The sequence below is a fragment of the Nocardia pseudovaccinii NBRC 100343 genome (genome assembly GCF_001613225.1).
In the GTDB taxonomy this organism is placed as follows: domain Bacteria; phylum Actinomycetota; class Actinomycetes; order Mycobacteriales; family Mycobacteriaceae; genus Nocardia; species Nocardia pseudovaccinii.
Genome location: NZ_BDBY01000121.1, coordinates 50954 through 74836, shown reverse-complemented (window position 1 = coordinate 74836; position 23883 = coordinate 50954). Strand labels below are relative to the sequence as shown.

At 62.9% G+C, this 23883-nt stretch carries 20 protein-coding genes; 14 read left to right on the top strand and 6 right to left on the bottom strand.

What is annotated here, in order from left to right; genetic code table 11:
- Positions 1–163 precede the first annotated feature (163 nt).
- Positions 164–1441: an FAS1-like dehydratase domain-containing protein gene (locus tag NP3_RS14570; protein WP_063041580.1), complete on the top strand. Its 1278-nt coding sequence runs from the start codon at positions 164–166 to the stop codon at positions 1439–1441.
- Between the two features lie 113 nt (positions 1442–1554).
- Here NP3_RS14570 and NP3_RS14565 read toward each other — a convergent pair whose 3' ends face one another.
- The 3 genes from NP3_RS14565 to NP3_RS51495 all read right to left on the bottom strand — a co-directional run bounded on the left by NP3_RS14565 (position 1555) and on the right by NP3_RS51495 (position 3934).
- Positions 1555–2349 carry a FadR/GntR family transcriptional regulator gene (locus NP3_RS14565; protein ID WP_063041579.1) on the bottom strand — a complete coding sequence of 265 codons (795 nt, stop codon included), beginning with the start codon at positions 2347–2349 and terminating at the stop codon, positions 1555–1557.
- Positions 2350–3017: 668 nt separating this feature from the next.
- Positions 3018–3749: a CoA transferase gene (locus tag NP3_RS14560; RefSeq protein ID WP_157124308.1), complete on the bottom strand. Its 732-nt coding sequence runs from the start codon at positions 3747–3749 to the stop codon at positions 3018–3020.
- Positions 3671–3934: a hypothetical protein gene (locus NP3_RS51495; protein WP_373864758.1), complete on the bottom strand. Its 264-nt coding sequence runs from the start codon at positions 3932–3934 to the stop codon at positions 3671–3673. Before NP3_RS51495 ends, NP3_RS14560 begins: the two co-directional genes overlap by 79 nt.
- Before the next feature lie 393 nt (positions 3935–4327).
- On the opposite strand from NP3_RS51495, the gene NP3_RS14555 reads away from it, so the two are divergent.
- From NP3_RS14555 to NP3_RS14535, 5 genes are all read left to right on the top strand, one after another.
- Positions 4328–5491 carry a thiolase C-terminal domain-containing protein gene (locus NP3_RS14555; protein WP_063041657.1) on the top strand — a complete coding sequence of 388 codons (1164 nt, stop codon included), beginning with the start codon at positions 4328–4330 and terminating at the stop codon, positions 5489–5491.
- The gene (locus NP3_RS14550) at positions 5488–5919 is read left to right on the top strand and encodes a Zn-ribbon domain-containing OB-fold protein (protein WP_063041575.1); all 432 of its coding nucleotides are present in this window, start codon (positions 5488–5490) and stop codon (positions 5917–5919) included. The genes NP3_RS14555 and NP3_RS14550 overlap by 4 nt, the downstream gene beginning before the upstream one ends.
- A 189-nt stretch (positions 5920–6108) precedes the next feature.
- On the top strand, positions 6109–7152 hold the full coding sequence (locus NP3_RS14545) for a phosphotransferase family protein (RefSeq protein ID WP_063041573.1): 1044 nt from the start codon (positions 6109–6111) through the stop codon (positions 7150–7152).
- Positions 7153–7202: 50 nt separating this feature from the next.
- Entirely contained in the window at positions 7203–8504 is a 1302-nt protein-coding gene (locus NP3_RS14540; protein WP_063041571.1) for an acyl-CoA dehydrogenase family protein, read from the top strand.
- Positions 8501–9244 carry an SDR family NAD(P)-dependent oxidoreductase gene (locus NP3_RS14535; RefSeq protein ID WP_063041569.1) on the top strand — a complete coding sequence of 248 codons (744 nt, stop codon included), beginning with the start codon at positions 8501–8503 and terminating at the stop codon, positions 9242–9244. The genes NP3_RS14540 and NP3_RS14535 overlap by 4 nt, the downstream gene beginning before the upstream one ends.
- A 21-nt stretch (positions 9245–9265) precedes the next feature.
- On the opposite strand, the gene NP3_RS14530 is transcribed toward NP3_RS14535, so the two are convergent.
- Both NP3_RS14530 and NP3_RS14525 read right to left on the bottom strand, forming a co-directional pair.
- Complete coding sequence (locus NP3_RS14530) at positions 9266–10096, bottom strand: mycofactocin-coupled SDR family oxidoreductase (RefSeq protein WP_063041567.1); 831 nt, start codon at positions 10094–10096, stop codon at positions 9266–9268.
- 109 nt (positions 10097–10205) lie between these two features.
- Entirely contained in the window at positions 10206–10820 is a 615-nt protein-coding gene (locus NP3_RS14525) for a TetR/AcrR family transcriptional regulator (RefSeq protein ID WP_063041565.1), read from the bottom strand.
- Positions 10821–11023: 203 nt separating this feature from the next.
- On the opposite strand from NP3_RS14525, the gene NP3_RS14520 reads away from it, so the two are divergent.
- The 4 genes from NP3_RS14520 (at position 11024) to NP3_RS14505 (ending at position 17361) form a co-directional block, all read left to right on the top strand.
- The gene (locus tag NP3_RS14520; RefSeq protein WP_063041563.1) at positions 11024–12487 is read left to right on the top strand and encodes an aldehyde dehydrogenase family protein; all 1464 of its coding nucleotides are present in this window, start codon (positions 11024–11026) and stop codon (positions 12485–12487) included.
- A gap of 68 nt (positions 12488–12555) precedes the next feature.
- Complete coding sequence (locus NP3_RS14515; RefSeq protein ID WP_245720936.1) at positions 12556–15024, top strand: CaiB/BaiF CoA transferase family protein; 2469 nt, start codon at positions 12556–12558, stop codon at positions 15022–15024.
- A gap of 324 nt (positions 15025–15348) precedes the next feature.
- Entirely contained in the window at positions 15349–16131 is a 783-nt protein-coding gene (locus NP3_RS14510; RefSeq protein WP_084508591.1) for an enoyl-CoA hydratase/isomerase family protein, read from the top strand.
- A 42-nt stretch (positions 16132–16173) separates the two neighbouring features.
- On the top strand, positions 16174–17361 hold the full coding sequence (locus NP3_RS14505) for an acyl-CoA dehydrogenase family protein (RefSeq protein WP_063041561.1): 1188 nt from the start codon (positions 16174–16176) through the stop codon (positions 17359–17361).
- A 575-nt stretch (positions 17362–17936) separates the two neighbouring features.
- Here the strand turns inward: NP3_RS14505 and NP3_RS14500 are convergent.
- Positions 17937–19007: an acyl-CoA dehydrogenase family protein gene (locus tag NP3_RS14500; RefSeq protein WP_063041559.1), complete on the bottom strand. Its 1071-nt coding sequence runs from the start codon at positions 19005–19007 to the stop codon at positions 17937–17939.
- Between the two features lie 172 nt (positions 19008–19179).
- On the opposite strand from NP3_RS14500, the gene NP3_RS14495 reads away from it, so the two are divergent.
- The 4 genes from NP3_RS14495 to NP3_RS14480 are packed head-to-tail and all read left to right on the top strand — an operon-like array spanning position 19180 to position 23836.
- Positions 19180–20721, top strand: coding sequence for a class I adenylate-forming enzyme family protein (locus tag NP3_RS14495; RefSeq protein ID WP_063041557.1), 1542 nt, complete (start codon positions 19180–19182; stop codon positions 20719–20721).
- A 7-nt stretch (positions 20722–20728) separates the two neighbouring features.
- Positions 20729–21877 (top strand): acyl-CoA dehydrogenase family protein, encoded by a 1149-nt coding sequence (locus NP3_RS14490; RefSeq protein WP_063041555.1) that lies wholly within the window; start codon positions 20729–20731, stop codon positions 21875–21877.
- A 13-nt stretch (positions 21878–21890) separates the two neighbouring features.
- Entirely contained in the window at positions 21891–23039 is a 1149-nt protein-coding gene (locus NP3_RS14485) for a thiolase family protein (RefSeq protein ID WP_063041553.1), read from the top strand.
- The gene (locus NP3_RS14480) at positions 23039–23836 is read left to right on the top strand and encodes a crotonase/enoyl-CoA hydratase family protein (protein ID WP_063041551.1); all 798 of its coding nucleotides are present in this window, start codon (positions 23039–23041) and stop codon (positions 23834–23836) included. The genes NP3_RS14485 and NP3_RS14480 overlap by 1 nt, the downstream gene beginning before the upstream one ends.
- The last annotated feature ends 47 nt before the right edge of the window (positions 23837–23883 follow it).

Below are 23883 nucleotides of genomic sequence, written 5' to 3'. Positions count from 1 at the left end.
GGCCTATTACCTCGTGACTTGGATGTAACTCCGCAGCTAGCTAGCAACCACCTCTTTCACTTAGTAAACCTTCTCGGTAAGGTGGGGTTGGGCACTTCGAGTGCGGGCTCGATCGGCGAGACCGCCGCTCCGGCCCTGATCGGCTCATGACACGGAGGTATGGATGACGACGCAAGAGCAGCAGAAGGACACACAGCAGGTGTACACCTTCCGTGACGAGGACATTCAGCGTGCGCACGACTTGGTCGGCATTTACCATGCTGTGACCCAGCGCGAGCAGTTCACCCGAGCGACTCCGGACGTCATGCGCAATTTCGCACGCAGCTATGGCGACGACAATCCGCTGTTCGTGGACGAGGGTTACGGCCTCGATACTCGTTGGGGCGGGCAGATCGCGCCGCCGATGATCAATATCGCGCTAACTCGTGACCTCCTTGCGGATCCGATCCCCAAGGAGCAGCGCCGTCCGTCGTTTCGTGGGATCCATGTCTTCGTTTCGGGCACCACTACCGACTGGTATCGCCCGGTCTACGACGGCGACACGCTGTATTCGTTCCAAGGCTTCAGCGATGTCGAACTGAAGGAGTCCGAGTTCGCCGGCCGTTCCCTCATCGTCACCCGGTCGCACGTGCAGATGAACCAGCGTGCCGAGGTTGTGCAGGTTCAAAAAGTCATCACGATCCACACCGAGCGTCACGAGTCGAAGAAGCGGAACAAGTATCAGGACATCGAACCGGCCTCCTATACGCCGGACGATATCGCGAAGATCGACGAGATCTACGCCGCTGAGCAGCGCCGGGGTGCGAAGACTCGGTACTACGAGGATGTTCAGGTCGGCGAAAGCCTCGGCGTCATGGTCAAGGGGCCGCTGACGACGACCGATATGGTTGTATTCCATTCCGGCGGTTACGGTTTCGCGCCGTATACGCCGTGCACGAGCCGCTTGGCGTACCAGAATCGCCAGCGAATAGCAGCGTTCTACATCCCGAACGAACAGGGTGTGCCCGATGTAGCGCAACGCATTCACTGGGACAGCGCTTACGCGCGGTCGATCGGTTTGCCGGCCGCTTACGACTACGGCATGATGCGGGACTGCTGGCTGTCGCACTACCTCACCGACTGGATGGGCGATGACGCATGGTTGGTGACGATGTCGAGCCAGATGCGAAAGTTCAACTACGAGGGCGATGTTCACACCATCACCGGCGAGGTGGTAGGTAAGCGCGTCGAGCACGGCCGCTACCTGGTCGACATCGAGTTCCGGGGAACCAGCCAGCGCGGCGAAGTCACCTGTCCGGCGACCGCTGCAGTGGCCCTGCCCAGCCGGGAGGGAGGTCTGGTCGTGCTGCCTACGGCTCCCAAGGAACTCGACGCAACAGCCACGCGAATTCTCGCTCGCCACGGCGAGCTGCGTCATGCCGCACGTGCGTCTCGCGACTGAATCCTGTTCTCCGCATACCGAAACCGGGCGAGTTCGCTGGAGTGGAGCTACAGCCACTGCAGCGAACTCGCCCGCTTGTGGTCCGAAGGACGTCTCCGAGCGCTGTGTAATCCTTATTCGAGGAGGTCGCGGACCTGCACATTCTCGCGGCCTTCCATCAGCGAGAGGCGGGCGTTGACCATGTGCTTCTGCCAGTGCTCCATTGCCCCGTCCGCATCACGTGCACGCAGTAGCTTGATGAGCCGCCGACAGGATCGAATCTCGAGTTTGTAGGCAGACTCTTGTTGCTCCTTGTCCGCGCGAGTCTCCAGAAGGACGGCGCCGGTGTGACGCTCGGTGATCTCGTGCAGCATCCCGGCGATGATGGCGAGCGTGGCATTCCCGGACAGTTGCACCATTCGCAGGTGGAAAGCGGATGTTCCCGCTGCGAGATTGTCGGAGGCGAAGGCTGCGGGAAACTCTTCATCCACGATGCGTTCGAGTTCGTCGAAGTCCTCCTCGGTGCCGGTGAGGGCAAGGAGGCGGGCGGCGTCAGGCTCGATAGCCTCTCGGGCGACGAACACATCGGCCACGGTTGCGCCCGAGAGTTCGAGTAGCAGCGATGCGGGCCTTGCAACGATCTCGGGACCGGGAACGCACACCCGTGCGCCGGAGCGGGATCCGCGGCGTACCTCGACGAGACGTTCGGATTCGAGGACCCGCACGGCCTCGCGAAGTGTGGGACGGCTGACCGAGAAGTGCTCCATCAGCTCGGCTTCGTGGGGGAGGTGGTCGCCGTCTTTAAGCGTGCCGTCGATGATCATGCGGCGAAGGCTGCGTGCGACGAGCTGCGCGGTCTTCGGCGTCCTGATCGGGCGCGAAGCCGCGCCGCGCGAGTCGAAGATCGGTGCCAGGGCTCTATCGGCCACTTCTTGTTACCTCCCGTTGTATCGTCTTCGTCGGCCAAGTGAGCCATCTGGTCCTACGCCTTGCAGCGGGCTCGGCTTCATGTTCACCGTTTCCGGAGGTTCCTTGATCGTCGAATGTAGGATACTAAGTTTGACAAGTGAATGCATGTCGGCTCGCGACGAGACCTCGCCAATGTAGCCCGCCTCGAAGAATTCGTCCTCCCGGAGGGTCTTCTCTGCTACCTGTTTCGGCAACTGCCACACAACCGACATCCGCCGCACCCAATTCTCTTTCCCACAAGGTCTTTGTGCGGGAAGAGAAACTGCAGATAGTGTCTCGGCCAGGGCGTCGTCGTTGTCTGCGCGCGTCTTCGCCGTTGCGAAGCGCGGGTCGTCGGCCAGTCGTGCGTATGGCTCGCCGCTGAAACCAGGTCGGTCCATTCATGCTCGAGTGGCGCGGCCAGGAAGATCCAGCCGTCATAGGCTTCGTAGAGGCGCTAGAGATCGCCGTACCCGGAAAGGGCGCGGTCGGGTCGTCGTGGTTCGGTCATACCGGGATAGTTGATATTCCGGTATGACCAGTGCGCAGGTGCCGGTGGCGATCATTGTTGTGGTCATGGTCGCGAGCGGGCGGCCGCGCCGGCGGGCCAACAATCCGAGCAGCATCGCGGACGCCGCACCGAGCGCTGCTACCGTCCGCATGCACGGAAAGATTGGCGGCGAGGGGGATTACCGTTGACCTGGTCGAGCGTATCCACGCCTTCTGTCATGTCCGGCATGTCGGTCAGGGCGAGACCGGTCGCAGCCCCGATCGATGGGGCATAGGCAGGTCTAGCTCCGTATGGACCGTCTGTGCCGTACCCGGGTGCGCACAAGTAGACGAGGTCGGGATTCAGTGCTTTCGATGTGCGGGCATCGACCGCGGCCCGCACGGCGGCGCCTGCGCGGTAGGTCTGTAGTACTACGTCGGCCTGCCTCGCGAGCTGGTGCACGATCGCCAGGCCCTCGGGTGAGCGCATATCGAGCGCGATGGATTCCTTGCCCTGCATCACCTTTGCTCCGCCGGCCTCGGGAAACGGTACGAGACCTCGGATGGTATCGCCGTCGAGAGGTTCCACTTTGATCACCTTGGCACCGCGGGCGGATGCCCGCTCGAGCATGATCTCCCACAGCTCGATCCGCAGGGCAGCATCGTAGAGTTGCGGAAGCCCTGCCCATTTCGGGTCTGTGAACATCCACATCAGGTCGAGTTCCTTCATCAGCGCGAGGAACAGGCGCGGCTCGGTCTGGGCGAACTGGATGAAGTGGCCGTCCTTCGTAGGCGTCGCCAACAAGGGGTAGATCAAGTGCCCGCTCGGGTGTCCTTCGTCGTCGAACGCGGCTGCTGGAACAAACGCGTCGGGCCAGCGGTTCGCAACCATTTCGATGCCGTCGTCCTCGTGCAGATCGCGAGTGATGCTCCTTTTTCCGCGGCCGAGAGCGGGCCACCCCGACAATGCCCGGAGGCGGCTTCCCGCAGGGGCTCGACGAAAATCACCTCCGTTCCCGCGTCGGCCAGAAACATGGTGGCTTGGCCGCCGGGCAGCGTGGTCGACAGATCGATCACGGTGAGGCGATTGAGAGCGCCGAGGTTGGTGGGACGGGTGTTTCCGGACAGGCCAGCAGTCACTGGGGCTCCCCCGTACGCGGTGAAGTGGTCCGCCGTACAAATCGGCGGCACAGGATGTCTGAGATGACGCAGGTTGAATGTGATCTGAATCTCAAGGCGAGCATAGAACACGTAGTTAACAAGGTTAAAATAGTCATCAGTAGCGACGCTGCGGCTCTTATTGCATCTGAGCTGGAGCTATGCGATAGGTTACTATGTGATATAGGTGGTCTGGGTTGGTGCATACTCGTCGCGAGAGGGCCGGGCCCGGCCGGGCATGGATCATGGTCGGCCTCGGTGGCAACAGAACGGAGTGTTGATGTGTCCAACGGCTTGAGTGACGTGGCGATAGTGGGCGTGGGGGCGACGCCCTATTACAAACGAGGGGGATCTGCTCCGCAGACCAATTTGGAGTTGGCGGGGAAGGCGATCCTGGCGGCGTGTGAGGACGCTGGAATCTCGGTGAAGGAGATCGACGGGTTCGCCTACTACTCCGGCGCCGGTGCCGGATACGGCGACAAGATGGATACGGCCGAATTCATGGAGACCCTGGGTATTCCCGAGGTTACCTTCACTGCTTCGTTGACTTCGGGTGGGGGCGGTGCGGCCGGTTCGATCGGACTCGCGCGCGCGGCGATTGTCGCCGGTGACGCTACGACCGTGGTTACGGTGATGACGCTGCAGCAGCAAAAGCAGCGCCTAGGCTCTGTCTTCGCCGCTAGCGCGCCGGATCCGATGAACTCCTTCATCCAGCCGTCCGGGTTGTCGGGTCCGGGACATCTGATGTCGGTGTTGGCCCGTCGGCATATGCACCTCTACGGCACCCGGCGCGATGCCTTCGCCGAGATCGCCATTTCAACCCGTGAGAACGCGCTGACCCGTCCGAAGGCGCTGCAGAAGACGCCCCTGACGAAGGAGGAATACTTCCAGGGCCGCATGATCGCGGATCCGTTGTGTCTCTACGACTTCTGCCTCGAGACCGAGGGGGCTGTCGCGGTAATCACCACGGGAGCGGAACGGGCGAAGGATCTCCGGCAGAAGCCGGTGCCGGTCGTTGCAGTAGCGCACGGTGGGCGTCGTGAGTGGGGCCGCGCATTCGCGTGGTACGGGATGCCCGACGAATACTTCGCTTCCTCGGGCAATGCTCCAATTGCCGAGCGGCTCTGGAAACAGTCGGGCCTGACCGCGAAGGACATCGACGTGGCGTTGCTCTACGACCACTTCACGCCAATGGTGCTCATGCAACTCGAGGACTACGGATTCTGCGCCAAAGGTGAGGGCGGCGAATTCGTCGAGAGCGGCGCCATCCGTTATCGGAGTGGCTCGATTCCGGTCAACACCCACGGCGGTCAGCTGTCCGAGGCGTACATCATCGGAATGACCCATGTGAAGGAGGCGGTGGAGCAGATGCGCGGCACTGCCATAAACCAGGTGGAGGACGCTGAATTCGCACTCGCCACAGGCGGACCCGCGTCCCTTCCGGTCAGCGGCTTGATTCTCGGGAGGGTGGCATGAGTGACATACGCGCGACCACGTTGCCGGCCGAGGTGGTCCATATCACGACCAATAGCCATACCGAGCCCTTCTGGCGGTATGCGAGGGATGGGAAACTCGTTGCGCTGCAATGTGGTTCGTGTGGCCACTTCCGCATGCCACCCACGCCGTTCTGTCCGGAATGTCAGTCGACCGACAAGAACTGGAAGGAGCTGTCCGGGCGCGGCAGCGTCTACAGTTACGCGGTCATTCACGGCTTCCCTGGCATCCCGGACATCACCCTCGTCGGCGCTGTGGTTTCGCTGGAAGGTGCCGGTGAGGCGCGTTTGGTGACCAATGTCGTCGATGTGGACCCTAGCGAGGTGTGTATCGGCATGGAATTGGAGGTCGCGTTCTCGCCGATTTCGGACGGCTGGCAGCTTCCCATATTCCGCCCGCTGCGGCGATGAGCGACCCGGCGGTCTGATCGTCAATTATCAAGTGCTGCAACGCGGGTTCCGTGGTTCGGGCCCCGCGTTGCGCATTTTCGGGGATTGACTCTGCTTTATAGTCAGAATAATATTCTGAGAATAAGGTTCTGATATGGATCGCCTGCTCGCTGTTGGAGGCGGCGGTTCCGCCTCGAAAGGACGACGCCAGTGCAACACTCCGACGGCGCTGCTCAGCTCGAAGAGGAAGGCTTTGTTGCGGAACTCGAGTTCCGTGCGACTGCGGCGGCGGCACAGGTGGAGCCGGGCGCGGAAGTGTCCGGCGTGCAAGCGTTGACCGGCGGGACGTCGAGCCTCACCTTCATTGCAGAGCTGACCGCTTCCAGGACATCGGTACCGGTGGTGCTCAAAGTTGCCCCGCCCGGCCTGGCTCCAGTCCGCAACCGCGATGTGCTGCGACAGGCGCGACTGATGGTTGCACTGTCCGACGTTGCCGGCGTCCGGGTTCCTGCCGTTCTGTTCGACGACGCCGGTTGCCCGCCCGAAACTCCGCCCTTCGTGGCTATGGAGCTGGTCGCCGGAGAATGTGATGAGCCCCTTCTGGCGGACAACCGGGACGCTGCCGACGCACCTCGGATTCGTGCCCGATACCTCGACGCCGCCCGCATGCTCGGTCATCTGCACAGCTTGCGGCCGGCGGAAGTCGGACTCGGTGACGAGCCCGTTGTAACCCTCGCCACCGAGATCGACCGGTGGACGCGCGCTCTCGAGACGGTGCCCGACGACCTGCGCGGAGATTTCCGAACCTGTGCACAGGCGCTGCACGAGACTATGCCGGAGCCGACCGGCCCGGCGGTTGTCCACGGGGACTATCGGCTCGGCAACACGCTGTGTGCAGGGGGCCAGGTGACAGCGATCATCGATTGGGAGATCTGGTCGGTCGGAGACCCGCGCATCGATCTCAGCTGGCTGACCTATTTCACCGATGAGGCGCGGCACCCGGCAGCACCCACCGTCCAGCCGTGTGGAACGCCGACCGTCACGGAAGTTGTCGAAGAATATGAGCAGGCCCTTGGATGGTCGGTCTCGGACCTGACCTGGTTCGACGCATTGACAAGGTACAAGGAGGCAGCGGCCACCGGGCTGCTGATCAAGCGTGCCCGCAAGAGAGGTGCTATGCCCGCGGCCTTCGCGCGGATGGAACCTACGTTGCCGAGCATGGTCGACGAGGCGATGGCCTTACTCGGGCGTTGATCGCGCAGCCATCACCATACTTCTGTTCCTAGACAAAGGATTCGAACTACATGTGGGACTTCAAGACGGACTCCGACTTTCAAGCCAAACTGGATTGGATGAACGCCTTCGTTCGCGAGGAGTGCGAGCCGCTGGATCTTTTGTTTCCGCATATCGGCCAGCCGTATAACCCCCACAACATGGCGGCGCGTGCGATCGTGAAGCCACTACAGGACAAAGTTCGTCAGCAGGGCCTGTGGGCCTGCCACCTCGGCCCTGAACTGGGCGGCCAGGGCTACGGGCAACTCAAACTGGCTTTGATGAACGAGATCATCGGCAGATCCATGTGGGCACCCACCGTTTTCGGCACCGCCGCCCCGGACACCGGCAATGCCGAGATCCTGGCAATGTTCGGCACCGAGGAACAGAAAGCGCGATATCTTCAGCCGCTACTCGACGGCGAGATCGCGTCCTGTTTCTCGATGACCGAGCCGCAGGCAGGGGCCGATCCGAAGGAATTCGTTTGCGCCGCACGTCGCGACGGTCACGACTGGATCATCAGCGGGGAAAAATGGTTCTCCTCGAACGCTCGCTACGCCGCCTTCTTCATCGTCATGGCTGTTACAGCCCCGGACGCTTCCCCTTATCGCCGGATGTCGATGTTCGTGATTCCCGCTGATACGCCGGGGATCGAGATCATTCGCAACGTTGCGGTGATACCGGACCGCGAGGAACTCGACGAGGGCACACATGCCTACATCCGGTACAACGATGTCCGAGTGCCCGCCGACGCGATCCTCGGTGGGCCCGGTCAAGGGTTCGAGGTTGCTCAGGCCCGGCTCGGTGGGGGACGGGTGCACCACGCTATGCGTACGGTCGGCAAATGCCAGCGGGCCTTCGACATGATGGCCGAGCGAGTATTATCTCGCCGCACGCAGGGTGAATTGCTGGCCGAGAAGCAAATGGTCCAGCAGTTCATCGCGGATTCGTGGATCGAACTGGCTCAATTCCGCCTACTGGTGATGCAGACGGCGTGGATCATCGATAACGAACCGCACGGGGCAGCTCGGACGAATATCGCGATGTGCAAAGTCGCTATGGCCGAGATCTTCCATGCCATCATCAGCCGTGCGGTGCAAATTCACGGATCTCTCGGTGTGACAACCGAACTGCCCCTATATGACTGGTGGGCCACCGTTCCGTCGCTGGCGCTGGCCGACGGTCCCACCGAGGTACACAAGGCGACTGTCGCGAAGCAGGTGTTGAAGCGCTATCGGCCGGCCGCGGGACTCTTTCCCACCGAGCACATTCCGACGCGGCGGAACGCCGCCCGCGCGAAGTACGCGGATACTTTGAAGGAGTACGGACAATGACCGATCTATTCTCGCTCGAGGGGAAAGTCGCACTTGTCACAGGCGGCAGTCGAGGTCTGGGACGACAGATGGTCCTCGCCTTCGCGGCGGCAGGAGCCGACGTCGTGATCGCGAGCCGCAAGATAGAGGCGTGTCAAGAGGTGGCGAAAGACGTCGAGGCGCTGGGGCGTCGATCGCTACCGGTGCGATGTCATGTCGGGAAATGGGACGACATCGACTCTCTGGTCGAAGCCGCTTACGCTGAGTTCGGAAAGGTTGACGTGCTCGTCAACAACGCTGGCATGTCGCCATTGGCGCCGTCTTCCGCGCAGACGGGAGAGGCGTTGTTCGACAAGATCATCGATGTGAATTTCAAAGGGCCGTTTCGGCTCTGCGCTTTGATCGGTGAGCGGATGGCAGCGGGCGAGGGTGGCTCGATCATCAACATCTCCTCCTCGGGGGCGCTGATGCCGGTGCCGGGCTTCGGCCCGTACTCCGGCGCGAAGGCCGGTCTGAACGCGTTGACCCACGTGTTCGCCCGTGAGTACGCTCCGAAGGTCAGGGTGAACACCATCTCCGCCGGTCCGTTCTTGACCGACATCGCCCAATCGTGGCCCGAGAAGGCCAGACACGTCATTCGCAGCGCCGCCGGGCGCCCGGGCGCCCCGTCCGAGATAATCACCACCGCGATGTATCTGGCCAGCCCGGCGTCGAGTTACACCACGGCCTCGCTGATCCGGGTGGACGGCGGCCTGTACTGACCGCCGTCGCAGGGATCGGAGTCAGCGGACGGAGAAGCCGGCGTCCACGGGGAGGGAGACGCCCGTAATCCACTTCGCCTGATCGGAGACCAGAAATGCGATGGCATCGGAGATATCGCTCGGCTGCAGGATATCGATCGGCATTGCATTCTGCATCTCCGCGATGGAGTTCTTGCCTCCCGCGGCGGCCTCCTCGACGAGGCGACCCATGGCCTCGTTCATCGTCATGCCCGACGCGACGCCTGTCGGATGCACGATGTTGACTCTGATCGAGTGTTCGGCCAGTGACGCTGCGTACTGCTTGCAGATACCGACCAGACCCCATTTCGACGCAGTGTAGGCCAGTGCGGCGGTGTTCAGGTTCGCGGTCGGGCGCACGCCGGCGGTCGAGCCGGTGAACACGATCGAGCCGCCGTGTCCGCCTGAAATAATATGCGGCACAGCAGCATTCACTACGTGGAAGCCGCCGCTGAGATTCGTCGACACCACGTCATCCCACATCTGTGCGTAATCCTCAGGATCGTCGCTCAGTCGCACGATGCCGGCATTGGACAGGACGATGTCGATCCGCCCGAAAATCTCGTGGCCGCGGTCGACAGCCGCGCGCGTCGCGGCAGCATCACGGACGTCCGCCTCGACGGTGAGGATTCGGCGTCCGAGTGCTTCTACCTGAGCGGCTGTTTCCTTCAAGTCCTCTGGGCTGGCGTTGGGGTAATCCATCGTCTCGATATTCGCGCAGATATCGATGGCGATGATGTCGGCGCCGGCCTCGGCCAGCCGCACAGCGTGTGAGCGCCCTTGTCCACGTGCGGCTCCGGTGATCAAAGCGACCTTGCCTTCGAGACCGGTCATGGTGGTCCTCCGTCGAATCGACACGGGTTTCCCGCCAATCGGGCCCGTGTGCATGTAAACGTGTCGGTATGGCGGGTCCAAGTTAACGCACTGAGTTATCTATGTGCAATCACTTCTTCTGCTGCTGGGCCGAGCGCACGACCACGTCGACGAGCGGGCCGACCTGTTCGGCCAGATGCGCTCGGGTATGAGCACATGCCTCCCGAGGCTGCGAGAGTCGGTGCATGAGCACCGCGCCGAATAGGGACTGAATCAGAGGTTCGTGCGCGGTTTCGGGGGCCATCTCGCCGCGTGCAACGGCCCGTTTAAAGGCCTCTGCAGCGGCTGAGCGCAGAGTTCTCGCGATGCGCCCCAGGGTGGGCTGCAGGTCGGTGCTGTCGGCGGTGACGTCGATGGTGATCCGGAGCGTCGCCCAGCCGATCGGATCGAGGAAATGATCGAGCAGCGCGGTGGCAAGTGCGGTCAAATCGCCGGTCAGTGAACCGGTGTCCACATTCACCCGCAAGTTCAGCGCCACGGATTCGACGCTGTCGAGTAGGAGTTGTTCCTTGTTCTCCCATCGCAGATACAACGCTGATTTGCCGACTCCAGCGCGTCTGGCAACGCCCTGCATTGTGAATGCGCCCCGGCCCAGTTGCGCGTATTCGAGTAGTGCTGCGGTCATCAGCTTCTCGTCCAGTTCGGGGTTGCGCGGGCGCCCGTGGGGTGTGGCTTGCCGGGGCATGCGATCTCGCTCCTTGCTCTGACGGTCCGTGCGGTGGTCTCGAATCAACCAACCACAAGGCGGTTACTTGAGACCTTCGGTAGTAGCCGAATCTTGCTACTTGCGGACACTTGGGGTCCGTAATATCGTGTGAGCTGCGCAACATCGCTAACTAAGATGACGTTGTTGCTTCTCTTCTGATCGCAAGCGAAAGTGACGGATCCATGACCAGTCAGTCAGTCGACACGACCAGGCCCGCTGTACACCTCCGAATTGGTGCCGAGCGGATCGCGACGGGCTCGGGCGGAGTGCATGAGCACGTCAACCCTGTCGACGGCACGGTGGATGCGCAAATCCCGCTCGCGGGTTCAGCCGAGGTAGACCGCGCGGTGCGCACGGCCCACGATGCCTTCGCCGAGTGGCGTCGTACTCGTCCTGCCGAGCGACGGCGGATGTTGACCAAGCTCGCCGACCTGCTCGAGGCCAACGCCGAAGAGCTTGGTCGTCTGGGCACACTCGACAATGGCACTCCGCTTTCGGCTACAGCCGGTTTGGTGGCGTCGTCGATCGAGTGGACGCGGTACTATGCGGGTTGGGCGGACAAGCTCGCCTCCGAGGTCACCGGATCGTTCGCGGCAGATGGTGAGTTCTCCTACACGCTCGGCCAGCCTTATGGCGTGATCGGTGTGATCATTACCTGGAACGGCCCGCTGATCTCGCTCGCGATGAAAATTCCGGCCGCGCTCGCCGCGGGAAATACGGTCGTGGTCAAACCGTCCGAGCTGACTCCCTTCACCGGTGAACTCTTCGCCGATCTGGTCGAACAGGCCGGTATACCGGCAGGCGTGGTCAATGTCCTGCCCGGCGCGCCCGAAGCCGGAGCTGCGCTGGTGGAACATCCGCTGGTCAAGAAGGTGACCTTCACCGGCGGTCCGGATACCGCGCGCAAGATTCTGCACAGCTGTGCCGACCTGATGAAGCCGTCTGTGCTCGAGCTCGGCGGTAAGTCCGCCAACATCGTGTTCGCTGATGCCGACCTCGACCAGGCGTGTTCGCACGGCACGATGTGGTCCATCGGTGTGCTCAGTGGCCAGGGCTGCGCGCTGCCGACCCGAATGCTGGTGCAGGACAGCATTTACGAGGAGGTGGTCGGCCGCGTAAAGGCGATCACCGGGTTGATTGCGGTCGGCGATCCGCTGGATGCCGGAACTGTATCGGGTCCGGTAGTCAATGAGGTTGCGTTGCACCGGATCCTCGGGATGATCGAGCGAGCCCAGAGCGACGGCGCGCGGCTGGTAACCGGCGGTCACCGCATCGAAGGGGCCCTCGCCGACGGCTTCTTCATCGAACCAACTGTGTTCGCCGACGTCGATCCACAGTCGGAGCTCGCTCAAAAGGAAGTATTCGGTCCCGTGTTGGCTATCACTCCGTTCGCGACGGAGCAGGAAGCGATCGACATCGCCAACGCCAGTGAGTACGGGCTTTCGGGCTACATCCAGACCAACGACCTTCGTCGCGCGCACCGGGTCGCAGAGGAGCTGACCACCGGCGAGGTTCTGATCAACGGCGCCACGAACCTCGGCGTCAACCGGCCGTTCGGCGGGATCGGCCTGAGTGGTCTCGGTAAGGAAGGTGGCCGCCAAGGGATCGAGGAGTTCCTGCGGTTCAAGAGCATCGCCATCGCCTGATTTTCGCCGTGCCCGCGCACGGCGCGGCACCTCGGTGCCGGCCAGTTTCTGTAACGAAAGGATTCACCGTGGCGGCAGAACCGGACCACGCAAAGAGCTCGGGTCCGCTGGCGGGCTTGATCGTGGTTGATCTCTCGACCACGTTGCCCGGGGCGCAGGCAAGCCAGTTCCTGGCCGACTGCGGCGCAGACGTCATCATGGTCGAGCCGCCCGGTGGCAGCGCCCTGCGCAGCATCGCGGGGTGGCCTGGGCTGCTGCGCGGGAAACGTAGCGTCACCCTGGACCTGCATGTCGAGAACGATCTCGCCGCGCTGCGGGAGTTGCTGCGTACCGCAGATGTGCTGATCACGACGGTGCGTCCGACCTCGGCGGCGCGGATCGGGCTCACCGCTGAGTCCGTGGGTGAGAAGTACCCCCGGCTGATTTGGGCGTCGATCACGGGCTGGGGCAGCACCGGCCCATGGAAGGATTACAAGGGCTGGGAAGGCCTGGTCATGGCCAAGACTGGTGTGATGTTCGAGAAGCGCCAGTTGACAACGCGGCCCGGGCCGGCGTTCGTTACCGCGCCGTACGCGTCCTTCGCGGCGGCGCAGGCTGCGATCCACGGTGTACTGGCGGCACTGATCGAGCGCATGTCGAGCGGACGTGGTCAGGCTGTCGAGTCCAATCTGGTGACCGGGATGGGCTCCATGGATCCATACAACTGGTTCTACGAGATGGTCCTCGAGCGCTACCCCGACGCGTTCAGCCCGATGGACGTGGCCTACGACGATGACGGGCACCCACAGGCATACCTGATTTATGCGCTCTTGATCGCGGCGACCAAGGATGGTCGCTGGCTGCAGTTCGCGCAGACAGCGCCGCGGCTGATGCAGGCATGGCTGACCGAACTCGATCTGGTGAAGGAACTGGCGGATCCGAAATGGGCCGGGTTCCCGATGCTGCCGACCGCCGAACTCCGAACGGAATTCTGGCAGATCATGCTCGACCGCGTGGGTGCGCGCTCGTTCGAGGAGTGGCAGCAGGTTTTCGAAGAGAACCACGACATCAGCGCCGAGGCCTTCCGCACGCCCGACGATGCGCTGGACCATCCACAGGTTGTGGCAGAGGGCCGGGTCGTGACGGTCGACAATCCTGGGATCGGTCCAGTGCGGCAACCGTCCACCCTCATCCATGCGGACGGGAAACCACTAACGGCCTTGCGGGCAGCGCCGTTACCCGGCCAGCACGACGAGGAGGTGCGCGCCTCTCTCTCCGGAATCTTGCCGCCCCAGGCTACCGATGCCGTCGCGCCGGAGGAGTTGCCGCTGCGTGGCATCACCGTCCTCGAATTCGGAACCATGTTCGCTGGACCGTACGGTGCGACTCTGCTGGGGGACCTCGGCGCCAGGGTGATCAAGATCGAACCGGTGCAAGGTGACAATATTCGCAACCTGGTGGCGTTCCCTGAAGCCGGTGGCGCGAAAGTGCTGCAGGGCAAGGAAAGTGTCGCGCTCGATATCACGGCGCCCGAAGGGCTTCGGCTCGTCTACGAACTCGTCCACCGTAGCGATATCGTTCTGCAGTGTTTCCGAGGCTCGGCCGCTGAGCGGGCGCAGATCGATGAGGCGACGCTCAAGGGGATCAATCCGGACCTGGTCTACCTGAGTACCCCAGGCTACGGCGTGGAAGGACCGTACGCGGCCCGGCCTGCCTACGCGCCCTCGATAAGCGCGGCGTCCGGATTGTCGGCCGTCGACGGTCGCGATGCCTCTGACGCGCCGAGTGACCCAGAAGCGGTGCGGGCCGGCGCGCGCACCTTGCACGCTGCTGGTGCAGTGTCCGCAGTGCAGTCCGACGGCATCGCTGCGCTCGGTGTCGCTTCGGCGATGTTGGTGGGCCTCTACGCCAAACGGACGGGGCGCGCACTTTCGAACATGGTGACCACCATGCTCGGCACCGTGCACCAGGCGCTGATCGGATATAACACCAACTACGAGGGCAGGCCGGAGATCCCCCGGGCGGATGCGGAGTTCTACGGAATCGATGCGCTGTACCGGATGTATCGGGCTGCAGATGGTTGGGTGTTCTTGGCCGCGCCGCTGCCCAGTGAATGGGAAGCGGTAGTGAAGGCGTTGTCGTCGTACACAGATCTGGCCGCAGACGCTCGATTTTCCACTGTGGCAAGCCGTCGCGATAACGATGCGGCGCTCGCCGAGGTACTTGCCGGCATGTTCGCGGGCAAGGGGAAGCAGCAGTGGGAGGATGAGTTGACCGCGCTCGACGTCGGTTGTGTGGCTGTGCTCGAACGCAATTCCGAGTTGGCGCTGCAATCCGATGCCTTCTTCGAGGCTGGTTACTGCGTCGAAGCGGTCAGTCCGATCTTCGACGAGCACCGCAGACTAGCCCCGCTCACTCGGTTCTCCCGCTCGCGTACCAAAGCTGACGCGGGCTGCACCATCGGCCAGCACACTCGCTCGGTGCTGCGCGAGATCGGCGTTGGGGATGAGCGTATCGACGAGCTGGTGGCGAAGGGCGTCATCGTCTGTGACGATTGAATCGTTGCTGCCGGACCGTCGCGATGGACGTCGACGGTCCGGCTATACGTACGGCCGGACCGAAGGTGCTCCTGCGCCGAGTTGGAACTCGATCGCTCTGCTGTATGTGAAGTGACCGCCGTACGTGGGGGCTGACTATGTGGCGTAGAAGGCGCGCACCGCGCAGCGTGTCTGCGCAATCTCGTGCGACCTGTGAAGGTTTCATCGGTGATCTGGTGCAGTGGGATCGTACCGGGATGGGTGTAGTCCCGAGGACTCAGCTAAGGTAAGTTACTTAGTTATATAGGTAAGTCTGGTAAGTCACCGCCGACAAAAGGAGGAACGATGGATCTGAACGGGTTGGCCACGGTCATCGCGGAGTTGAACAACCACGTCCTGACCATCACCCTCAATCGACCAGATCGTTTGAACTCCTTCAATGACGCAATGCGTGAGGAGTTCAAGGCGCTGTGGCGGTTCGCCGACGACGAGGACGATGTGCACGTCATCGTGCTGCAGGCCAACGGAGATCGCGCCTTCTGTACCGGGGTGGACGTGCGAGAGGGGACCTATCTGGCCGACAATCCGTTCAGCAGGCAGGACCCGGGCATCGATCTGTCACCCAAGCAGAACGGCTGCTGGAAGCCGTTGATCTGCGCGGTGCACGGCATGGTTGCGGGTGGCGCCCTCTACTGGCTTAACGAGGCCGATGTCATCGTATCGAGCGACGACGCCCAGTTCTTCGATCCCCACGTTTCCTACGGGATGGTCGCGGCGCTGGAGCCGATCGGTCTCGCCCACCGTATCCCGATCGGTGAGGTGCTGCGCATGGTTCTCCTCGGTTTGGACGAAAGGATGTCCGCAGCACGAGCTCGCGAGATCGGTTTCGTCAGTGAGGTGGTGCCGTATGACCGCCTTCGAGCTCGGGCTCAGGAACTCGCCGCCCGAATCGCCGCCAAGCCGCCCGCTGCGATTCAGGGCAGCATCCGCGCGATTTGGGAGTCGCGCGACACCGGGCGCTCGCATGCTCTCGCCACCGCGATGGCATACACGACAATCGGCAATCCTGTCGGACAGGCGCAGGTCGTGCGGTCGGAAGTATCGACCCGCGAGTACGAGGTTCGCTGACGAGCGGACGGCCGAAGCGCGTTCGCAGAAGGAGTAGCTGACATGGACTACGGAATGGGCCCGGAGCTCGAACAATTTCGGTTGGAGGTGCGCGCGTTTATCGAGGCCAATGCGCCCGCGATCCCGCCGAAGGCCGGAGTGCGTAGTGCGGAGAACCGTGCAGAGCACGCTCTGATAATGGAATGGATGGGCAAACTCTATGCCGCCGGCTATATGGGTGGCGATTGGCCCGAACAATACGGCGGACGGGGCAGCGCTTACTCCAGCGAGCGTGATGTCGTGGTGGGCGAGGAACTCGCGCGCGCTCGTGCCCCGTATTTCGCGGGTGCGGGGGAGCTGATTTCGCATGCCCTGATCGACTTCGGAACCGAGGATCAGTGTCAGCGGTATCTGCCGGGCATCCGATCCGGGCGGGATACGTGGTGTCAGCTGTTCAGCGAACCGAGTTCCGGAAGCGACCTGGCCTCACTGCGTACCAAGGCGGTTCGCACGGAGAATGGCGGCTTTCGCATCAACGGGCAGAAGGTGTGGACTACCAACGGCCACTGGGCCGATTACGGCTATCTGCTGGCCCGCACCGATCCGGATGCGCCCAAACACAAGGGCATCAGCGCATTGGTCGTGGATATGACCCTGCCCGGGGTAGATGTGCGGCCCCTGCGCGAGATGACCGGCACGTCGGACTTCAACGAGGTGTTCCTCGACAACGTGGAACTGCCGGCCGATGCGTTGATCGGTGAACTGAATTCCGGCTGGAGCATTGCCAATTCGAGCCTCGTGCACGAAAGAAGTAGCACCGCCACCACCGTGGTTCGACTGCGCCAGAGTATCGGTGCGCTCACAGATTTGGCGAAGAGCGTTCACCGCGGCGGACGGCCGGCCATCGAAGACGGTGCGGTACAGGAGACGCTGGGGAAGTTCACCGCCGAGGTCGAGGCGCTGTCCGCGCTCGTCTACGCGAACATCAGTCGGTGGTCGCGGGGGACCGAACGAGTTCACGATGCACCCATGGCTAAATTGATGTTCAGCGAACTGGGAGTCGAAATCGCTCGGTTCGCGTTGGAACTGAGCGGGGAGGCGGGCATCCTGGTCGAGGGCGACCCCGGCGCCGTCGACAACGGCCGATGGCAAGACGAGTTTCTCTATGCTCGCGCATACACAATCGCAGGTGGCAGCTCCGAGATCATGCGCAACATTATTGCCGAGCGTGGACTGAAGCTGCCCCGCTGATCTCTGCTTGGGGGTGAGAATGTGCGCGCCACCATGAACGGACTCGGTGTGGCGATGCGACAATGCCTGCTCGGCACACCCGAATGCGCCATGCGCGGACTTCCTGGGTTCCTGTCAAATGCAACTACGGAGCGCGATCTTTCGGGCATCGTCATGCCGAGCCGGAAATGGTGGGTCGAAAACGGGTGTAAGAGTGCCTCGTCGGTGACTCGATCCGGGGTTTGTTTCTTCGGCATGTGGCTGGCGGGACTATGGGCGCGCCCGGTTCTCGCCCGGCGAGTATAAACGTCGCCGTCAGCGGTCTGTTGGGGGGAAGTCGACTCGGAAATCCAAGCTTTTACCCGGCCGACCAGATTTTCCGGACAGCGGCATGGCTGATTCGAAATGTGCTGGTTCACCTTGCAGATTCTGGGGCATCGAAAGGGGGCGTCGGCGCCCCGTAGTCGACAATGCAGTCAGTCGATCCAGACGCTTTGACTTCCGACGACAAGCCGGGACATCCGCTACAGCCCTGGTAGATCATGGCAGGCAAATGTTGACTCCATGACGTCCCAGGGCTGCGGATCGCGACGTCCTTACACTGCGGCGAGACGTCTCCGATGCCACATCACCGAGCCGTTCAGCAGTTCGTCGACCTTGATTCGACGGATCAGCAGATGCAGATCGTGCTCCCAGGTGAACCCGATGCCGCCGTGTACCTGTAGGGCGGTCGATGCGACAGTGCTGGTTGCGTCGCCGGCGTAAGCGGCCGCGGCCGACACAGCTGTCGCGCGTCGTGCCGGGTCGTTGTCGTCGAGGGCAACCGCTGCGGCCCATAGCGAGGCCTGCGAAGCTTCGGTCTGCAGTGCCATATTTGCGCAGTGGTGTTTGACGGCCTGGAAACCGCCGATCGGCTGACCGAACTGGGTGCGTTGCTGGGCGTACTCGACTGTCTGCTCGACGAGCCGCCTGGCGGCGCCGAGCGCGTCCATCTTGCGGTAGAAAGCCAGGGCATCCGAAAGATAGGAAATAGTGCCGGCCGGCACGGTGGTCCAGTTGGCGGCCGACACCGTCACCTCGAGATCGAGAACGCCCCATGATCTGGTCAGATCGAGAGTCTCCAGTGTCCGCAAGTGGAGTCCATCGGTAGCCCGTGGCACATGCGCGAGAATCTCGCTACCGTCCGACGCCTGAGTCGCGAGTAGAAAGCCGGTCGCATCGAGCGCTGCTGTCGTAGGACCCGTGATGCCGGTTATACGTAGCTCAGTGCCAGCGATATCGGCCTTCGGCGAGACACCCGTGGGTGACGAAAGTGCGAGCAGGATTCGTTCTGCCCCAACGGTATTCGCGTGCCCCAGTGTCGCGAGAGAAGGATCCAGCTTGTCCAGCGCGGCGGTGGCCAGGGCGAGCTCGGCCAGCGGTGCGGGGCTGCAAGCGCGGCCGTGTTCTTCGACGAGCACGGCGAGGTCAACATGAGTGCCTCCGATATCGCCGGTGAGCAGACCGACCAACCCGGAGTCCGCCAGGTGCTTTACGTCGGCGTCGGTCAGTCGTGCCGGACCGGAGTCGATGTAGCGCCGGCGTGCTGCGATCGGGTCGTGTTTACCCAACCAGGCGCGCTCGCTTGCGGCCAACTCTTCTTGTTCGGCGCTCAGGGCGAAGTCCACAGCATTCCTCCTCGTGAATATTGACCTAGTTAACCATGTCAGCTATCTTCTGGGTAGAGCATACGACAGCCGGGATATCGGAATGCGTGATCATGGCGATCGATACGGCCGGGGCGCTGGAATGTGGTGTCCCAGCTCGGTGGCCCGCCACCGCATGAGTGGGAGGAAACGAATGACGACCATCAGAGGGGCGTTGGCGCGGCTATGGGAGGCTGACGACGACGCTGCCATGATCCAGCAGGGTGAGACTTGGTTTACTTGGGGACAAGTCCGTGTGCTGGCGGAAAGTCTCGATGCCGCACTGATCGGCGCCGGCTGCCACGCGGGCAGCAGGATCGGTGTGGTGCTCGACAACCGCATGGAATCGATCGCTGCCGTGGTCGCCCTCCTCGGTAACGGCCGCACTGTTATCACCCTGAATCCGATGCAGCCGGTGACGCGACTGAGTAATGATATGACCGGTGCTCACCCTGATGCCGTTCTCGCGTCGGCCGAAATGTGGAGTGAGCCGGTGTTCCGCGCCGCTGCGGAGGCGGGCGGGATGATCGGCTTCGCGGTCGACGGAGCCGAAGTGGTCGCGACGACCGACCCGGCCCTCGACGGCACGGCGCGTTCAAACGATGCGGTCGCAGAGCCGGTGGGCGTGGAGATGTTCACCTCCGGTACAACAGGACCGCCCAAGCGAATTCCGCTGACTTGGCGCCAGCTCGAGGCTGCGCTGACCGCGGTTCACGGACATACCGGCGCGGCCGGGCCCGCGGACCGGAAACCGCTCACAGGCCGCGTCGCGCTGGTCACCCTGCCGATCGTGCATATCGGCGGCCTCTGGGGCGTGCTGCAAAATCTGGCCGAGGCACGGCCCTTCGTGATGCTGCCGCGGTTCACCGTCGAGGGTTGGTGTACGGCGGTGCGCGAACATCAGCCGAAGATCGCGGGTCTGCCGCCCGCCGCGATGCGTGCGGTGATCAGCGCCGACGTGCCGGCTGCGGATCTGGCGAGTTTGCGGGCCATCACCGCCGGAACAACTTTCGTCAATCCGGACCTCGCGGACGAGTTCACCGCGAAGTACGGCATTCCGGTGCTCATCATGTACGGCGCGACCGAATTCGCCGGTGCGATTGCGGGGTGGACCAAGCCCATGCATGCGCAGTGGTGGGCCGAGAAACGCGGCAGCGTCGGGAGGGCAATGCCCGGCGTCGAACTGCGGGTGGTGGGCGACGACGGCTCGGTTCGGCCGCTCGGGGAGTCCGGACGCCTCGAGGTGAGCTCCAGCCAAACCGGGACCGGCAAAGGCGATTGGGTCCGTACGTCGGACCTGGGCCATGTCGACGAGGACGGGTTTCTATATATCGACGGGCGCGCGGACGACACGATCATCCGCGGTGGCTTCAAGGTGCACCCCGAGACGGTCGCGGAAGCGCTTCGCGCCCACGACGCGGTCTTGGACGCGACGGTGTATGGCCGCGACGACGAGCGGCTGGGCAAGGTACCGGTCGCGGTTGTCGAATTTCTCAACGGTTCCGGCCCCGTCGCCGAGGACGAGCTGAAGGCATTCTGCCGCGGTCAGCTGACGGCCTATGAGATCCCTGTTCGCATTTATTCGGTTCCGGAGCTGCCGAGAAGCGTCTCGCTGAAGGTGGATCGCCGGCGCTTGATCGAAATGGTCTCGGAGATAGACGAAGCCGCAACGGCCGCGGTGCCGTCGGGAAGGTAGACGACAGATGCAACGCGAGATTTTCGACGTAGAACACGATCAATACCGGGACACCGTTCGCGAGTTCCTGGCCCGCTATGTGACTCCGCATCAGGGGCAGTGGGAAAAGGACGGCATCGTCGACAGGCAACTCTACGTCGATGCCGCCAAGTTCGGAGTGCTCGGTTTCTCGGTGCCGGAGGAGTTCGGCGGAGGTGGTGTAGCGGGCGATTTCCGTTACAACGCGATCGTCGCAGAAGAATTGGCTCGCGCATCCTCGGGTGCACCTGCGTTCACATTGCAGAACGACATCCTTGCGCCTTACTTGCTCGACCTTACCAACGACGAGCAGAAGGCGCGGTGGCTGCCCCGGTTCGCGCGGGGCGAGCTGATCGCGGCGGTCGCCATGACCGAGCCGGGCGCGGGAAGCGACCTGCAGGGTATTCGCACCTCTGCGTATCGGGACGGTGACGACTGGGTGCTGTCCGGTGCGAAGACGTTCATCTCATCGGGTATCCATGCCGACCTGGTCATCGTGGTAGCCCGCACCGATCCGGATGCCAAGGCGAGCAGCGCGTTCACCCTGCTGGGGGTCGAACGCGGGATGGCGGGCTTCACCCGCGGTCGCAAATTGGAAAAGCTCGGTCTGCGCGCCCACGACACAGCTGAACTCAACTTCGACGCGGTTCGGGTCCCCTCCGCAAACGTGATCGGCGAGGTCGGTAAAGGATTCTTGCACTTGATGCGGAATTTGCCGATGGAGCGCCTGTCCATCGCGGTGACAGCGGTGGCATCCTGCCGCGCCGCGCTGGATATGACCCTCGAATATGTCAAGTCCCGCAAGGCATTCGGTGCGCCGATCGGTTCGTTCCAGTCCAATAAATTCGAGCTCGCGACTCTGGAGACGGAGGTCGATCTCGCTCAGGTGTACCTCGACCGGTGTATCACGTCGCTGAATGCAAGCACCCTCGATGGTGTCGATGCGGCGAAGGCGAAGTGGTGGACCACCGAACTGCAGCAGCGGCTGATCTACACCTGCCAGCAAATGCACGGCGGCTACGGATACATGATGGAGTACCCAATCACCAAGGCGTACGCCGATGCTCGGATCCAGACGATATACGGCGGCTCGACTCAGATCATGAAAGAAATCATCGGCCGCTCGCTCGGACTGTAGAAAGGAAAGCCCTATGGGTGCAGTAATTGTCGAGGCTGTACGGACCCCGGTGGGGAAACGTAACGGCGGCTTGTCCGGAATTCATCCCGCCGATCTTTCGGCGGTCGTACTGCAGGAGTTGGTCAAGCGGGCGGGTATCGATCCTGCGCTGATCGAGGATGTCATCTGGGGCTGCGTCGGGCAGGTCGGTGAGCAGGCGCATGACATCGCTCGCAATGCGGTGCTAGCCGCGGGTTGGCCCGAGTCGGTGCCGGGCGTCACTGTTGACCGCCAGTGCGGTTCGTCGCAGCAGTCGCTGAATTTTGCCGTCGCGAGCGTGCTCGCCGGACACTACGACGCCGTGGTGGCCGGCGGTGTCGAGTCGATGTCGCGGGTCCCGATCGGAACTTCGGCCGGCGTTGGCGGCAGCCCGCTGAGCCCACGGTTCTCTGAGCGCTACCGCAACGCCGAGCCGAACCAGGGCCTCGGAGCCGAGATGATGGCCGAGAAATGGGCCCTGTCGCGGGCGGAGGTGGACGCGTTCGCCGCTCGCTCCCACGATCGTGCCGCCGCAGCGCAGGACGCCGGCGTGTTCGACGCACAGATCGTGCCCGTCACTCTTCCTGACGGGACCGTGGTGTCGAAGGACGAGGGCATCCGTCGCGGAACGACCGTCGAGAAGCTGGCCGGTCTGAAAACGGTCTTCAAAGAGGATGGCGTCATCCATGCGGGTAACGCCTCGCAGATCTCTGATGGTGCCGCGGCATTGCTGATCGTCAGCGACGAGTTCGCGAACAGCCACGGATTGACGCCGATTGCCCGCGTGCACACCGTGGCTGTGGCAGGTGCGGATCCCGTCATGATGCTCGGTGCGCCGATCCCGGCAACGGAGAAGGTGTTGGCGCGGTCCGGCCTGCAGGTCGGGGATATCGGTGTCTTCGAAGTCAACGAGGCCTTCGCTCCGGTACCGATGGCGTGGCAGAAGGAGATCGGCGCGCCCGACGAAAAGTTGAACCCCAATGGTGGTGCGATCGCGCTGGGCCATCCCTTGGGCGGATCGGGCGCCCGCATTCTCACCGACATGATCTTCCATATGCGCCGTAACGATATTCGCTATGGCCTGCAGACGATGTGTGAAGGCGGCGGCCAAGCCAACGCTACGATACTCGAGTTGGTGAAATAATGACTGCCGCAACCGAAGCCGGCGCACTGACCGAGCGCAGGGACAATGTCCTGCTGATCACGATCAACCGGCCGGAGGCACGCAATGCGGTCAATTCGGCCGTGAGCGCGGCCGTCGGCGGCGCGCTCGTCGAAGCTGAGAACGATCCGGAAGTCCGTTGCATTGTCATCACCGGGGCAGGTGACAAATCTTTCTGTGCCGGTGCGGATCTGAAGGCGATCTCGCGTGGCGAGAGCCTATTCGCTCCAGGTAACGAGCAATGGGGTTTCGCGGGGTTCGTTCGCCATGTCGTGAGTAAACCCACCATCGCCGCTGTGAACGGTACGGCGCTGGGCGGCGGAACCGAGCTCGCCCTCGCTGCCGACCTCATTGTTGCCGCGGAAAGCGCGAGCTTCGGGTTGCCCGAGGTGAAGCGCGGACTGCTCGCGGGGGCGGGCGGGGTCTTCCGGCTGCCGGCGCAGATCCCGCAGCGGCTGGCCATGGAGATGATCCTCACCGGCGATCCGATCTCGGCGGCCACTGCCTGCGAGTATGGTCTGATCAATCATGTGGTGCCGGACGGCACCGTCGTCGAGGCCGCGCTCGCGCTGGCTGAGCGCATCGCGGTCAACGCTCCACTGTCGGTTCAAGCCAGCAAGCGGATCGCACTCGGCATCCAGTCCGGCGACCGCCCCTCCGAGAACGAGGGGTGGACCCAGTCGGAAGCCGAATGGCAGGAACTGATGGACAGTGAGGATGCCAAGGAAGGACCCATGGCATTCGCCGAGAAGCGTGCCCCCGTATGGAAGTCGCGCTAGCCTCGGCCTATCATGCATAGTGGGCTTTTGATGATCTTGGAACGGCG